General features: G+C 33.3%; 19 protein-coding genes. 5 read left to right on the top strand and 14 right to left on the bottom strand.

Features of this window, described 5'->3' with window-relative positions; genetic code table 11:
* Positions 1 to 72: 72 nt before the first annotated feature.
* A complete protein-coding gene (locus HXV90_RS03465; RefSeq protein WP_054550262.1) occupies positions 73 to 408 on the top strand; it encodes a hypothetical protein in 336 nt (111 codons plus the stop codon).
* A 280-nt stretch (positions 409 to 688) separates the two neighbouring features.
* Here HXV90_RS03465 and HXV90_RS03460 read toward each other — a convergent pair whose 3' ends face one another.
* Positions 689 to 1,078 (bottom strand): VOC family protein, encoded by a 390-nt coding sequence (locus HXV90_RS03460; RefSeq protein WP_066037316.1) that lies wholly within the window; start codon positions 1,076 to 1,078, stop codon positions 689 to 691.
* 229 nt (positions 1,079 to 1,307) lie between these two features.
* On the bottom strand, positions 1,308 to 1,712 hold the full coding sequence (locus tag HXV90_RS03455; protein ID WP_053075698.1) for a helix-turn-helix domain-containing protein: 405 nt from the start codon (positions 1,710 to 1,712) through the stop codon (positions 1,308 to 1,310).
* Positions 1,713 to 2,298: 586 nt separating this feature from the next.
* Here HXV90_RS03455 and HXV90_RS03450 point away from each other — a divergent pair.
* Positions 2,299 to 2,892, top strand: a complete 594-nt coding sequence (locus HXV90_RS03450; protein WP_269898395.1) for a TetR/AcrR family transcriptional regulator — start codon at positions 2,299 to 2,301, stop codon at positions 2,890 to 2,892.
* A 28-nt stretch (positions 2,893 to 2,920) separates the two neighbouring features.
* Complete coding sequence (locus HXV90_RS03445; protein ID WP_269898394.1) at positions 2,921 to 3,085, top strand: DUF2197 domain-containing protein; 165 nt, start codon at positions 2,921 to 2,923, stop codon at positions 3,083 to 3,085.
* Positions 3,086 to 3,419: 334 nt separating this feature from the next.
* Here HXV90_RS03445 and HXV90_RS03440 read toward each other — a convergent pair whose 3' ends face one another.
* Positions 3,420 to 3,980, bottom strand: a complete 561-nt coding sequence (locus HXV90_RS03440) for a hypothetical protein (protein ID WP_269898393.1) — start codon at positions 3,978 to 3,980, stop codon at positions 3,420 to 3,422.
* 305 nt (positions 3,981 to 4,285) lie between these two features.
* On the opposite strand from HXV90_RS03440, the gene HXV90_RS03435 reads away from it, so the two are divergent.
* The gene (locus tag HXV90_RS03435; RefSeq protein ID WP_048392645.1) at positions 4,286 to 5,227 is read left to right on the top strand and encodes a DMT family transporter; all 942 of its coding nucleotides are present in this window, start codon (positions 4,286 to 4,288) and stop codon (positions 5,225 to 5,227) included.
* Positions 5,228 to 5,357: 130 nt separating this feature from the next.
* Here the strand turns inward: HXV90_RS03435 and HXV90_RS03430 are convergent, their stop codons facing one another.
* From HXV90_RS03430 to HXV90_RS03380, 11 genes are all read right to left on the bottom strand, one after another.
* Entirely contained in the window at positions 5,358 to 5,837 is a 480-nt protein-coding gene (locus tag HXV90_RS03430; RefSeq protein WP_054550269.1) for a GNAT family N-acetyltransferase, read from the bottom strand.
* A gap of 252 nt (positions 5,838 to 6,089) precedes the next feature.
* Positions 6,090 to 6,941, bottom strand: coding sequence for a hypothetical protein (locus HXV90_RS03425; protein WP_269898392.1), 852 nt, complete (start codon positions 6,939 to 6,941; stop codon positions 6,090 to 6,092).
* Positions 6,942 to 7,774: 833 nt separating this feature from the next.
* Positions 7,775 to 7,945: a hypothetical protein gene (locus HXV90_RS03420; RefSeq protein WP_197078717.1), complete on the bottom strand. Its 171-nt coding sequence runs from the start codon at positions 7,943 to 7,945 to the stop codon at positions 7,775 to 7,777.
* Positions 7,946 to 8,063: 118 nt separating this feature from the next.
* A complete protein-coding gene (locus tag HXV90_RS03415) occupies positions 8,064 to 8,432 on the bottom strand; it encodes a hypothetical protein (protein ID WP_112118535.1) in 369 nt (122 codons plus the stop codon).
* Between the two features lie 95 nt (positions 8,433 to 8,527).
* The gene (locus tag HXV90_RS03410) at positions 8,528 to 8,902 is read right to left on the bottom strand and encodes a DUF6713 family protein (RefSeq protein WP_048392636.1); all 375 of its coding nucleotides are present in this window, start codon (positions 8,900 to 8,902) and stop codon (positions 8,528 to 8,530) included.
* A gap of 285 nt (positions 8,903 to 9,187) precedes the next feature.
* On the bottom strand, positions 9,188 to 9,793 hold the full coding sequence (locus tag HXV90_RS03405; RefSeq protein ID WP_054550271.1) for an ABC-2 transporter permease: 606 nt from the start codon (positions 9,791 to 9,793) through the stop codon (positions 9,188 to 9,190).
* Positions 9,786 to 10,652, bottom strand: a complete 867-nt coding sequence (locus tag HXV90_RS03400) for an ABC transporter ATP-binding protein (protein WP_048392631.1) — start codon at positions 10,650 to 10,652, stop codon at positions 9,786 to 9,788. The genes HXV90_RS03405 and HXV90_RS03400 overlap by 8 nt, the downstream gene beginning before the upstream one ends.
* Positions 10,653 to 10,657: 5 nt before the next feature.
* Positions 10,658 to 11,029, bottom strand: coding sequence for a GntR family transcriptional regulator (locus HXV90_RS03395; protein WP_004225203.1), 372 nt, complete (start codon positions 11,027 to 11,029; stop codon positions 10,658 to 10,660).
* A complete protein-coding gene (locus HXV90_RS03390) occupies positions 11,020 to 11,349 on the bottom strand; it encodes a YfzA family protein (RefSeq protein WP_269898391.1) in 330 nt (109 codons plus the stop codon). Before HXV90_RS03390 ends, HXV90_RS03395 begins: the two co-directional genes overlap by 10 nt.
* A gap of 334 nt (positions 11,350 to 11,683) precedes the next feature.
* Positions 11,684 to 12,529 carry an MBL fold metallo-hydrolase gene (locus HXV90_RS03385; RefSeq protein ID WP_269898390.1) on the bottom strand — a complete coding sequence of 282 codons (846 nt, stop codon included), beginning with the start codon at positions 12,527 to 12,529 and terminating at the stop codon, positions 11,684 to 11,686.
* Between the two features lie 92 nt (positions 12,530 to 12,621).
* On the bottom strand, positions 12,622 to 12,759 hold the full coding sequence (locus tag HXV90_RS03380) for a hypothetical protein (RefSeq protein ID WP_269898389.1): 138 nt from the start codon (positions 12,757 to 12,759) through the stop codon (positions 12,622 to 12,624).
* Between the two features lie 273 nt (positions 12,760 to 13,032).
* Here HXV90_RS03380 and HXV90_RS03375 point away from each other — a divergent pair, with 273 nt between their 5' ends.
* Positions 13,033 to 13,542 carry a DUF3231 family protein gene (locus HXV90_RS03375; protein WP_237898099.1) on the top strand — a complete coding sequence of 170 codons (510 nt, stop codon included), beginning with the start codon at positions 13,033 to 13,035 and terminating at the stop codon, positions 13,540 to 13,542.
* Positions 13,543 to 13,554 lie beyond the last annotated feature (12 nt).

The raw sequence follows: 13,554 nt of genomic DNA, 5'->3' as shown, positions 1-13,554 counted from the left end.
TCGTTGCTATAAATACCAATATATGTTTAAATGTAAATTACTAGGGGATTATACTAGAATGGAGGAATAATAATGGTAAAAACAATTAAAGGTCGCATTTTTGGTTTTGCTCTACTCTCAGCTTTACTTGTTTCATTTTTCATCTATCCATCAGGTAATGTTTCAGCAGCCGAAATCAACGTTGTTCAAAACTCTACTAGTATAGACAATGTTAGTCCAGCTGCTGTGTATACTAAATATGTCACAGTTAATACAAGAACTTCAACGTTTCCACCTGGACAAATTTATCATGTTGAATGGGATGGAGATTTTAAATACGCAGGATACCTAACAAGATTTGATTATGCATACGATCCTGATGCAGGTATTTACTTTGCAACATATAAAGGAAATATTACAATTCAATAAAATTGAATAAACACCTAATCCCCTAGAGTTTTAATAAAGCATAACTAAGCATCCTGGTCACTTTTAATAGAAGTGACCTTTTTCTTTCGATTAATCCTCGGTAAACTTTATTAATTGTCTACCTTCTCCTCGCTAGTACGCTTTTGATGTCATGTAAAACTTGATTAATTTATCATCAATCTTGAATTGTTTGTCGTTTATCACTTTGTACAATACTTTTCAGTTGCTATTGACTCCCCACTTTCTTTCCAGTAGTCCAAAGAACAATTTTCGCATTTTTTTAAGTAGTTTCTTTACAAATCATTAGTAAATTGCCATCTAAATCTTTGAACACAAAATAAAAATTATCCTGAATCTCTGTAACCAGTTCAACATTATTTTCTTTCATAAATTGATATGAAGCTTCAATATCATCGGTCAAAAGCTGAATTGACGGAACTTGGTAAGTGGTAATATCACCATCTTCTTTTCTCCACTTTGGCATGGAATCTAAAATTAATCCAGCGGTACCTTTCATGGGTACCACGAATAAATGTCCAAAATATTCTTCTCCCCCTTCCAAACCAAGTATTTTTCTGTACCATTCTTTTGCTTTCTCTAGGTTACGAACTGGAACAAATACACCGCCGATTCTGTTTTTTATTGGTGATTTATAGTCATGGCTAGTCACAAATACATCCTCCTTACTAATTTATTTCTACTTCTATTTCAACGTGATATTCTACTATTCCTTCTTGCACACCTACCCGATAAAAAAACAACACTTTTAGAAATAACTAAATAGAAGCAGCTTAAAATATTGTTTCTCACCTTCAGACGTTCGTTTCAAACGTTCAATTAGAACGTCAAACAGCTTTAATTATTGGTACATTCTTTTTCTTTATTTTCTAAACACATCGTTAAAACCAGCAATTTTCTTCTTTATTTTTCTCTAAAAGGTGCTTTATTTTATTATCTATATTTAATAAAACCTGTTTAATTTGTTTAAGCTGATGTTCTCTTTGTAACATCTGCTCATACTTTTCTTGGAATATAACTTTTATTTCAAGCAGATTTTGTATTTCTTCTTTTGTCAGTTTTTTATTTTGATCAATATTTCCCGACCAATCAAAAAGCATTTTGATTTCTTGAAGAGAAAATCCCGTTTGTTTAAGTTTAAGAATTGCTTCCACTGTATCAATGTCTTTCTTGTTATAATAGCGGTGCTTATTTTTAATTTCCGGTTGCAATAAATTCATTTTTTCATAATAACGAATAGTATCTTTACTAAGACCAGTACATATTGCAAATTCACCAATTTTCATTAAAATCTCCTTCTATAATATAAATTTATAAACCATTAGGGCAATTATACAATGGAAAATGAAGCGAATGATATGATGGCTGAAAGTAATTCGTCCATTTGTTAACCTCCCTTCTATAACTGCTAGTATATGTAACAAGATAAACGCAATTATCAGTAATATAAATAACCAACCTTTGCTTGGTATACATAATATTAAGAGAATACTAATTGATATGATAACAAATATGAATGTTCGTACTTCAAATCCAACTTCTTTCCATTTTTTATCCCTGCCACTCCTATTAAAACCGCATATAACACAATTAGTATAGTTGTCAAAATTACCATCCCATCACTCCATTCTTTGATTTCATTCATCTTAAAAGATGGAGCCGACTCCATGTCAACAGATAAGAAATAGTTCCATTAAGCTGAAGTATCTTATTCTTCCTCACGAAACGCCCTAGTCTAGCCCTTGACATTTCAAAGTAAAAGAAAAGCCTCCATTTAGGAACCTCCCTAAATGTTTTTTTAATCGCTTAATTAGTACAACCGTGCTAAAATAAATACATGAGTAAAAAAATAAAACAACTAATCAAAAAGAAATGTCATTTATTGAAAAAGCTCGTAGAACTCAAATTGTGGAATGTGCTATTGAAACCATTGCAGAGGTGGGTTACGCTCAAGCTTCTTTAGGTCAAATTGCAAAACGTGCACAAATTAGTAAGGGGGTTATCTCCTATCACTTTGCAAGTAAGGGGGAATTGTTAGAGCAAGTAATTTATGATTACTATATGGCATGTCAAGCTTATACTGCTCCTCTAATCGAAAATCAAAAATCTCCTATAGATATGCTTAGCATTTATATTGAATCAAACCTTAGATTCATAGATGAAAATCGGCAACATGTTTTCGCTGTCATTGAAATTGTTTCTAATGAAAGAACTGCTGATGGCAAACTTCGTTTTGCGGCGGATCATGATGATACTATTTTTCTTCCCATTGAAAACATACTTACACTGGGAATGCACGCGGGTGTCTTCCGCGAATTCACCAAATTGGCTTCAAGAGTTATGGCGTTAACGATACGAAATTCCATTGACGGTTTCACTATTGAATTAATGAGAAATCCCCAGTTAAATGTTGAGGAATATACGAGAGAACTGATTACAATATTCGATAAATCAACTAAAAAGTAATATGTCAGAAAACTTGAGGAGGATAGCTATGCATTACTATGAGGTAATTTGTTCTAGTTGTAGGAATAAATTCAGAGTATACGAGGGATCACTGAGATTTAGACAGTTAAAGGAAAGAACCGATAAGATTTTTCGTTGCGAAGAATATTATAGCAAAATTCGTATGGATGCTATTAAAAATTTCTTTAGATAGCTCCTTCAGCAGATCTTGAGAATAATAAAAGGGATTACAAGTTAAATAAGTATAAAGCCCAGGCTCAAAATTAATGAGTATCTGGGCTTTGTGGGATCATTTAGTTCTATCTCTACTTACAACTATGCTATCGTCAGTCGTTTCTCAAAACAAATTCTATCATTTTCTTATGCCTATCCATGTTTGCATTAAGAATTTGCTGCTGACATTCTACTTTGAACACAAAACCTTTACAAAAATAAAAAGCCATCAAGAATCAGGAACAACTACTACTGCCCAACTCGATTGCACTCAAAGCATTTAAAAAGAACACCTATGTTAGGTGCTCTTCCGATCATTTTTTCTTGTTTAAATCATCTGGATAAACTATCGTGTTAATTACATCTCCATTTGATTCATCTTTAAAAATTACTTTGACTTTATAATCCTTTTCATCCACACCATTAAATAATTGATAGTACATACCTGTTAAAGCTAGCCCGAATGAGGCCATTGTGTCAAGACTATTATCAAATTCTTCTTTGTTTACAGATAAAGTGAATTCTGAAAAAGACTTGTCATAGGTTACATCTTTAATAGATTTGAACTCTTCACTTGCTTTAAGCTCATCTACACTTGCTAGAATGCCTTCTTTTAAACCTTTCATCATTTCTTTATGTTCTGTTTCAGACATTTTATAAGTTAAAGAACCATCATCATTCTTACTGACTTCCTTCATCCCACTGCTTTTTGCCTTTGAAATAACAGAATCAATGTCCTGACCCTCAAAAAATAGAGCTGGAATAGTTACTTCTACATCTCCACCATCTTTGCTACCTTTTTCCTGACCCTCACTACAACCAGAGATCAAAACACCTAGTAATATAAATAATGGTAGTATCCATTTTCTTGCCATTAAATCTCCTCCTCATACACCAATATACAGAATATGAAGAGATTACACTATACTTTATTAACATAAAGCTCTATTTCTTAACCGCTTCTATACATGAAAAATCATTTCTTTTTGAGAAACTGATTTTTTATCGTTATCTTAATGTGTTTGGTGACGTTCCACATCATAAATAAAATCTATTTCTTACTTAGTGTTCAGTGCTTAATTTTATAAAATTCAACACGTACTCTGATATAATCAATCATGCGTTGTTTTACATTTCTTTTTCTTTACATTTTCTTCAACAAAGGTTGTGATGAATTTTTATGTTTGCAGTACTTTTGGCTATAAGTATTGGAGCTATTCTTGCTGTGCAAACAGCCATTAATGCTCAATTAAGAAAGTTTGTGATTTCTCCTTTTTTAGCTTCAATGATTTCCTTCGCTGTTGGTGTCATCTTCTTAACTATTACATTAGTAAGTAGTGGTTCATCACTGGGGATTCCATTAGATTTATTGTTGAACCAACCTATCTATATATGGTTGGGGGGAATTGGTGGCGCTATTGCGATAACTACTAACATTCTCTTGTTTCCTAAATTGGGAAGTGTGCAAACAACTATTCTACCGATCTTTGGCATGACTCTCATGAGTATGTTAATCGATCATAATGGCTGGTTTAATGCAACACAATATTCCTTTGGATGGAATCGAATCTTTGGCATATTACTAGTCTTACTAGGCGTCCTTTTAGCTACAGCTATACGAAGCAAGAAAAATGAACAGTATTCTCCCCAAACAAATAAGGAGAGTGTGCGGAATCTATGGATTTGGCGCATAGTAGGGATTCTAGCAGGAATGTTACTAGCTATCCAAATCGCTGTTAATGGGCAATTAGGAAAAGTTCTTCACTCTTCTTCTCATGCTGCCCTTGTTTCATTCTTTGTTGGTACTATTACCTTGATTATAATTGTTGGGTTAAAAGATCGATCTTACACAAGTATTAAAGAGCCTTTTAAACAAGCTGCTCCTTGGTGGATATGGATTGGCGGGATCTTAGGAGGATCTTATGTTCTCATCAATGTATTTCTTGTCAATCAAATTGGAAATGGCCAAACTGTAGTTCTTGCTTTATTCGGTCAAATCACTGGTAGCTTGCTGGTACAGCAATTCGGATTGTTTAACTCGCTAAAGAATCGAATTCAACCATTACAAATAATTGGTTTAATGGTGATGATAGCCGGTGTATTTTTAATCAGGATATTTTAAATAATTTTCTTTGCTAATCTTGATCGATGAAACTCTTTTTCAAGAATGGATGCGACATTTCCCTAAAACATAAAACCAGAGTTCATCTACAAAATGTAGCATAAACTCTGGTGACAATGGTGGTCTAACTTTATTTTATGAATTGCCTCATGATTATTTCTTCGCCGATACGTCCTATTAGCCTTTCATTCGTATCTTCAAAACCTACTTTTACATATAGTTTCTGTGCTGGAATATTATCTTTGTCTACAACTAAAACAATTTCATCGCAATTTGGAAATTCTGCTTTAACAAACTCAACTAGTAATGTCATTCCTTGTTTTGCATAGCCCTTCCCTTGTTCTGTATGATTAATTGATAATGCAGATAATAGCATCGCATTTCTATTCGTAGAATATTTCTTAACTCGTTCATTTGCATTTAGGAGAAAGAAACCAACAGGTGTATTTTCACTTAGAATTACAATGCGATGCTGTCCTTCATTAATTTCCTCAAAATTGCTCGGCAGTGCAGAAAATTGTTTTTGCTCTTCAGTAAGTACAAAAGCATTCAGTCCTTGCATATATTCACTTGAAAAATGTTTTAATTCAACCTTCTTCAGTTTTTCCATTACATAATTCTCCATTCACTTTTTCTATACTTTACCACTTTATTAGGTTGTGGTCATTCATTTATTTGAAATTTCGAAAAACAACACGTTCGTTAGATAAATAAATCACGTAAAAAATGCCCAGGCTCAACATTAATTTGAGTACCTAGGCTTTGTTGTTACTTAGTATATTCATTCTAGTTACGTTTGTGGATTTGCCGCTAACACTCTACTGGCTTCATGTTGTACTTTTGTTAGCAATGTATGTAATCTTTACTTGATTTCGTTCACTAACACTGCAGTATTTGGAGCAACAATCGCTTCAATGCCCGAAGCTTTGTAGCTAACTCGAATTGAGTCGTTGCTTTTATATAAATGGAAAGTATCCGAACTAAAAACAAATTCCCCGTTCTCATCTAAAACCGGTGAATAGGTGATATCATAATGGAACTTTATGTCCTTTGCATCGGCTGGCATATCTGGTTCAGGTTGATAATCCTCAGAAACTTCCGTTGTAACGTATCTAAAAAATAGTTGTATGTCGTTATCATCTATTTTTTCCCAAAGGTCATATGTATTTCCTTGTGTCTTCATACCATCAAAATAAGTTGTTTCCTTTTCTTTATCAGTAAGGGGCAGATAAGGAACGGCTGCTTTTGCTAATTCCGTTATTTTTATTCTTTTCGTTTCTTTCCCTACGGCATTATAAACTAATAGTGTTTTGTCTATACTTCCAAACAAATCATCTCTTTTTCCAACGAGAAGATGATTTTGAAAGGTTAAAAACACCTCATCAGTTTGCAAATTTACATTATATTGATTTACAACTTTATTCATCTCTTTATTCATTAAATGTTCTTCAAGGATATATTTTAAATTTCCAAATCCCAATAAAGGAATTATTGCTGCGATAATCATACTTAAAAACAACAAACCAAATTTTTTGGATAAACTAATCTTATTTTTAATAAAGATAATTGGAATACCCACCGCAAAAGTAAAACCTAATAAGCCAGCATATGCAAAAAATTGCATCAACCCTAATTCATCTATTTCGTACATATTAATATATACACACACACCAAGTAGAGCGATAGCGATTATTCGTATCAATTGATTTTTCATAAAATACTTCCCTTCCTTTTACAAACCCTCTAAAAGCTATGGTCGCACTAAGAAAAGTTCGGATAATTTCTCTACAATAGTTTCTCTATTCTCAATTATCAGCTCTGTTTTTCCTTTCTTTATTACGTAAGGACTGCCATTTCTGCTCCTATATTTTATTTTGACTACTTTTTTAATTGTCCCTAAGTTTAGACCTATGTACCATTTTTTAAAGTTTGTAATGACTAACTAGCTTTCTATTCCAATTCCATCGAATACTTTACCTATCAAATCTTAACAATGTCTCACCTAATTTTATATATGTAATATTTTCCTTTTTCGTAATGGAAGGAGCATTACTTTTAGAAATGTGCAACTAACTAATATCATTATTGTTGGAGGAGACTGGAATAGTTCATAAGACATTTTTCTTACTTTATCGTATATTGTTTATTTTGTAATCGTACTTTTCTTAACTTATTGTATCCAATCGGTGACTGTGCTTTTTATGGGAGTTATTCGATTTACAGCTGCAGAAAGTTATCCAGGGGATTTGAGTAGTATTTCTTTAGTTATATGGAGCTTCTTATTTTCTTGCATTCATTTTGTTATTTTAACAATGTATTTATTTCTTCATCATTTAGTGTTGTCTCTCTTTAAAATTAGGTTTCAAAGCAAGATAGCATTTTTGTTTAATACTTTTGTGACTGTTTAATTTTCTATTACTTAAAATCATTTTTATAGTACGTATCAGCAAGATAACTCGTTACTTATGAATAATACTACTCTTTAGGATCAATATCACAAGTGTGTCTCTACAATCTCTAGACACCAAGTATTTAAATCTCAATGGATTACTTTCTTTTGGATATTGTTACAGGGAGAGTGGCAACCATTAATATTAACCCTAGATAGAGAGGATATTTTAAACATTCATTCGTTGAATACCCCAATAAATAAGGCATACCTATTAAGGCCATTACTACTCCAATTACAAACAAACCCATTTCAATTTTTCTAATCATATTTTTCTCCCATCCCTTAACATTTCTTATTCATTTCTCCCTACAACCAGAGAAGCTTTATCTAAGAAGCTTCTTTAAAATAAAAGACACCCCTCAGAAATAAGGAATGTCTAACTTTTTATCTATACACATCTAACAGATTTAACAAATATCTTTCTAATTCATTAATCGCAAACAAAACTTCCTTATGAAGTCTATCCTCGGCAACGCTATCATCATTAAAGACCTCTAAGTATTTATTCACTTCTACAAAGAATTTTTCATACTCCTGTAAAAACTTATCAATCGTTTGATCACCAGGTGTTACAGATAAATAAATTGTTTTAAATAAATTAAAATCACTATACGCATTACTTAAAAAATAGATAGCCAGTATTCTATCGCTATTAATATACAATTTCACAAAAGATAGATTTTGCTTCAATTTTTTCAATGCATTGATAAGATTGTTCGTTTGCTTCAACATATTTGCCGTATTACTATACATCTGATAATCACCTCCATCTTTATAATAAGCAGAAAACCAACAAATTGGAATAATTTTCTGCAAATTACTAGCTGAAAACTTCCTTTATAATACAATTAAGTCGAAATATTAATTAATAATACTAAATGTATTACAGAAAGGACCCCCATTGGATAAATAATGGATCTTGAAAAGCTATTTTTAAATTCATTTCGAGGATGCCTTTCAAAAAATAAATGCAGGATTGCATGAATGATAAAGAATAGATCAAGGACCCAAAAAATGATGGTTTGATACTGACTGAAAAGTAAGGAAAGGATTAATACGTATAGAAACAGGTGAATAAAAGTGAATACTTTATAAGCCTTTGAATCTTCCATATCTTTAAGTATTATAAACAATCGCCACTCAGAGCATCTTATTGCATCCATTTCGTGCAAAAGAAATAAAGAAAAGTTAAATAAAAAAAGAACGAGTAATAAATCAGGCATATAAAACCTCCTACAGTATATATACCAAATATTACTATAAAACCACTTTCGAAATACTAAGTAAACATACCTAAATATGTCGATTTGTAGGCATATGGAGGCTTTCATTCTTTCCCTTATATTAAGCAATCAGGTAGAAAAAATTACCTTGCAGTCCTGTATTATATGGTTCTTCATAAAGACATTTAAATCCATCTTACATTTAGTTCCAAATGATATTTTATCAAGTGGGCACCATTCTAAAATTGACCACTTTCCTTGCTAAGAGTAAACAAAAGCACACAATCAGAAGGCTTTTCGTTGATAAATAATATGTGTAATCCCCCAAGAAATAATATAGATTAGCATAATAAAAAACGTCGCCCCTGTATATAAAACCGTAACGGATGTATTATCAACAAAATCAATAATTGTTGTTAAGTGTTCATTCATATACAATGCAATCGGTCTTGAAATCCAAGTTAAGAGGATAAAGCTAATAAGTATAACCGTTGTAATATAACCCTGTTTAAATATCTGAAATAATGGGAAGGTAAGCGCAGCAAATAGTAAGAATAAGCCACTACCAATGGCAATGTCAGATACCGTAAAATGTTTATTGAAAGCTAGCAGCGCTAGACTTGTAACACCTATGGATAAAATCATATAGACAATCGCTCCAAGATAGCGGGATGCGATAATTTCTGTACGTGTGTATGGCAAGGAGTTTAATAATATATTCGTCTCAACTTTTTCATCGTATGCATACGTGTTAAAGGGAATAAAAATACTGGCGACCAGAAAAATTAAAACGGGTGGTGCCCCCAACAAAATAAAAACTAAGATAAAAGGAATAAAAAGCAATAGCTGCCTTTTCTGTAGTATGACATCGCGTTTAATTAAGTTAAGCATGATGGATGCCTCCTTTAAAGTAATACATGATATCTTCCAGAGAGGCACGTTCAATAATAACTGTGTCTCCGAAAATATTTTTCGCTGCTTTAATATTATCCGTTAATGCTTCAAATCCTGTGGATGCACGATGAACATGGACAAATGCTTTTTCAGTGTCTCTATCAAGTAGATTCAACTCACCTTTAACGAGCGCATAGTTTTCAGCTACATCGTGTATAGATTGATTAAATACTAATTCCCCTTTCTGTATAAAAGCTATGTAATCTGCGATACGATCTAAATCAGTTGTAATGTGCGTAGAAAAGAAAATAGTGCGATTGCCATCAACCATTAATTCCTGTAATAGATCTAACAGCTCCCGTCTAAAAATGGGATCTAATCCTGCTGTCGGCTCATCCATAATGATTAGCTCTGCATGATGTGAGAGGGCTATTGCTAATGAAGCCTTCATTTGCATCCCTTTAGAAAATGTTTTTATTGCTTTGTTAAGCGGTAATTCGAATTGTTCTACATATTGATAAAATATTGTATCGTCCCAGCGCTTGTAGGCAGGTGCAACTATACGTTTTATATCTTTTAAGTTCAACCCTTCAAAAAATATATTGCCATCGTATACAAACCCAATGCGCTGCTTAATCTCCTTCTCATGCGTCTTGTAGTCTAATCCGAAAAGCTTTACTTCTCCAGCATCTGGCCTTAATAGATTCATCATCGTTTTTATCGTTGTAGACTTACCAGCTCCATTTGCCCCAATGAAACCCGTTACAAAGCCTCTCTTTACCTGTAAATTTATATGATTTACGGAAAAGCCTTTGAACCTCTTTGTGACATTCTTTAATTCGACTACATTTTCCATACCTTTCACTCCTCGTATAAAATCTTCAATAATTCCTTTAGTTCATCAAGAGACAGGCCTATTTCTCTGCTATTCGCAATGACCGCACTTAGCTGTTCCTCAATAACCTTCAGCTTCTTTTCTCGTATAACCTCCAAATTTTGCTCCGCTACAAAAGATCCTTTGCCAACAATGGAATAGATAAAGCCCGCCTTCTCCAATTCTTCATAAGCCCGTTTTGTCGTTATTACACTAATTTGTAAATCCTTTGCGAGGTTACGCATGGAGGGTATTGCTGTGCCCTCCTGTAGTTCACCTGCTAAAATAAGTGATTTAATTTGATTCGTAATTTGTTCATAAATTGGCTCCTTTGAACTGTTCGAAATAATTATTTGCATGCCAATCCCTCTTCTTTATTTTTTGAGAATATCGTTGAAATAATATTCCCTAGTGCTGCAATCAGTATAGCAATAACATGGATTGTGATGAACATATTAAAAAAAGGAAAGGAATAAGGCGTTATCCATTCGGTGAAAAGCCTCGAATCTAAAATCCATCTCCCCATTCTGGCAACTAAATTATTACTATCGTTCATGTTCGGCTCCAGATTAGTGCCATCGACCGCGATAAAGATCAATTGAACAATTAAAAATATACCAATAGTGATGATCCATCGTTTTAACAGATTACTTTCATCCGCTTTTTCAGTGCCTATCACTTAAACAATTCCCCCCACAAATTCATTATATTGTATATATACTATATAAACATTATATACACAAATAAAAAATTTGTTCAATCACTTTTTTAAAAGGAAATTTTATACCATGAAATGATCTATGACATTCAAATATAAAGAAGGAGCCTGTTTTGATAGCTATTATCAAAACAGGCTCCTATTAACAACTTGGCCATTCATCGTGTCTTGTCATTCAAATATGTTCATTCTTCAGTTGCAATCTGATAATTTATGATATAATGAATCATCTGACTAACAATGGCTGTAGCGTGTGACGACGCTGCGGCTTTTTCTTTGTTTTTTCCTTACGTGATTAATTTAAATATTTACCCTGCTTGGGTAGTGCGATTTGTTCAAAATCATCGACTAGTTTTTTTAGGTTGCTTGTCAGTTCTTCGCCCTTCATAGGTAATCCGTGCCCTGTGATGGCAACTGAAGGTTTTAGTATTGCTAATTTTTCGATAGATGCTCGAGCATCCGACCAATCTGTTGTAAAATATTGAGGGGGACCACTGATTTCTTTTGTCTGCGTAATCACCTTATAAAGAGATTCTTGTTTGACTGTAACAAATGCATCTCCAGCAATAAGCACCTTATCCTTCTCACGGAATAAAGATATATGCCCTGGTGAATGGCCTGGCGTATGAATCCATCGGAAACCTGCCATAAATGGAACACTACCATCAGAAGGTAAAACTTTGAGGTTACCACCTAAATTTATAGCTTCATTTGGAAAAATAGGTGACATTTTAGCAACCAAGCCGTTATTTACCGTTGGATCAGGCTCAGGATAATTTTGTTTTCCAGATAAAAAGGGTATTTCCAATGTATGCGCATAGACAGGAACATCCCACCGCTCTATTAATTCTATGATTCCTCCGACATGATCAAAATGACCGTGAGTCAGTATGATTGCCTTCGGTCGAGACTTAGAACCATAACGTTCTTCAACAACTGAAATGATCTCATCCGCACTTTTGGGCATCCCCGCATCTATTAGCACAAAATCTTTCATCTGCGGTTCACCATAAAGTACAATATTTACAATTTGAATCGTGTATTGATATAAATCAGGTAATATGTCTATACCTACACCGCTTCCAACAGAAGTTGCTGGGATAAATTTATAATCGTCCCCGTAATTCAAATTCTTGTCCATTTTAAATCATCTTCTTTCAATTAAGTCATTGGAGGTTCAAGCATAAACTATATGGAAATGCCACAACCATTGATGATGGCATACTTACCTTCTTACTTCTTTTCTTTTTTATTGTAGAGCTGTTCTTTCTGTTGCTCTTGTTCCTCTTTTACTGCTTCTAATTCTTCAGGATTAAATTCCATTGCTATTTCTTCTTGCTCTACTTCATTTTTTTGCTTTTCTTTTGTCAAAACACTCACCTCCAATATGCTTTAAGTGGCCTTTCTTAAGAAAATCTATACTTTTCACTTTTTCAAGCTACATTAAACGTATAACTAAACAGAAAACACCCATTCTATAAAGTGCGTAGTGTTTCACTACTTAAAGATAGCTGCAGAGATTTCTTTCTCTGTGGCTTCTTTTAATTTTTACATTAAAAATTTTATTAAAAGTGAATTTTACTTATTTTTTCAGCCATACTAACATGGCTTTAATGGCGAATAATAAGAAAAGGATGTGTACAGATGGGTATTCTTGGTGGAAATCCAAAAGATGAACCGTTGCATTATGGTGAGGTATTTAGTGTTTGGTCGGGTTTAATTGCAGACTATGGCATGATTTCTGGCTATCAAACGTTTTATAATCATGCTGGTGATGAAGATCTTAAAAAAATTATTGAAGATATCATCGAAACATGCAGGGAAGAAGTAAAGCAATTAGAAAAAATTCTAAAAACAAACGGGATTGCACTACCTCCTGCATCACCTGAGAGACCTGTAGCAAGACTGGAAGATATTCCTCCAGGTGCAAAGTTTAATGATCCAGAAATAAGCGCTGCCCTTACTGCTGACGTTGCAGCTGGATTAGTTGCATGTAGTCAGGCAATGGGCACTTCTACTCGTGAAGACATCGCATTAATGTATGGGCAATTCCATATGGCTAAAGCTCAGCTTGGCGCAAAACTTTTACGTTTAAACAAAAATAAAGGCTGGCTTGTACCACCACCATTACATGTTAATTATCCTGAAAAATAAAGACTATTCCCC

The organism is Lysinibacillus sp. JK80, assembly GCF_027557635.1.
Classification (GTDB): domain Bacteria; phylum Bacillota; class Bacilli; order Bacillales_A; family Planococcaceae; genus Lysinibacillus; species Lysinibacillus capsici.
Note: the sequence above shows the minus strand (reverse complement) of the source record. Positions and strands in the feature narration are given on the sequence as shown.

Bases quoted from the DNA above. Each gene is read 5' to 3' on its own strand.
- HXV90_RS03465 (WP_054550262.1), top strand. From the start codon at position 73: ATGGTAAAAACAATTAAAGGTCGCATTTTTGGTTTTGCTCTACTCTCA.
- HXV90_RS03455 (WP_053075698.1), bottom strand. From the start codon at position 1,712: ATGAAAATTGGTGAATTTGCAATATGTACTGGTCTTAGTAAAGATACT.
- HXV90_RS03450 (WP_269898395.1), top strand. From the start codon at position 2,299: ATGTCATTTATTGAAAAAGCTCGTAGAACTCAAATTGTGGAATGTGCT.
- HXV90_RS03445 (WP_269898394.1), top strand. From the start codon at position 2,921: ATGCATTACTATGAGGTAATTTGTTCTAGTTGTAGGAATAAATTCAGA.
- HXV90_RS03440 (WP_269898393.1), bottom strand. From the start codon at position 3,980: ATGGCAAGAAAATGGATACTACCATTATTTATATTACTAGGTGTTTTG.
- HXV90_RS03435 (WP_048392645.1), top strand. From the start codon at position 4,286: ATGTTTGCAGTACTTTTGGCTATAAGTATTGGAGCTATTCTTGCTGTG.
- HXV90_RS03430 (WP_054550269.1), bottom strand. From the start codon at position 5,837: ATGGAAAAACTGAAGAAGGTTGAATTAAAACATTTTTCAAGTGAATAT.
- HXV90_RS03425 (WP_269898392.1), bottom strand. From the start codon at position 6,941: ATGAAAAATCAATTGATACGAATAATCGCTATCGCTCTACTTGGTGTG.
- HXV90_RS03420 (WP_197078717.1), bottom strand. From the start codon at position 7,945: ATGATTAGAAAAATTGAAATGGGTTTGTTTGTAATTGGAGTAGTAATG.
- HXV90_RS03415 (WP_112118535.1), bottom strand. From the start codon at position 8,432: ATGTATAGTAATACGGCAAATATGTTGAAGCAAACGAACAATCTTATC.
- HXV90_RS03410 (WP_048392636.1), bottom strand. From the start codon at position 8,902: ATGCCTGATTTATTACTCGTTCTTTTTTTATTTAACTTTTCTTTATTT.
- HXV90_RS03405 (WP_054550271.1), bottom strand. From the start codon at position 9,793: ATGCTTAACTTAATTAAACGCGATGTCATACTACAGAAAAGGCAGCTA.
- HXV90_RS03400 (WP_048392631.1), bottom strand. From the start codon at position 10,652: ATGGAAAATGTAGTCGAATTAAAGAATGTCACAAAGAGGTTCAAAGGC.
- HXV90_RS03395 (WP_004225203.1), bottom strand. From the start codon at position 11,029: ATGCAAATAATTATTTCGAACAGTTCAAAGGAGCCAATTTATGAACAA.
- HXV90_RS03385 (WP_269898390.1), bottom strand. From the start codon at position 12,529: ATGGACAAGAATTTGAATTACGGGGACGATTATAAATTTATCCCAGCA.
- HXV90_RS03375 (WP_237898099.1), top strand. From the start codon at position 13,033: ATGGGTATTCTTGGTGGAAATCCAAAAGATGAACCGTTGCATTATGGT.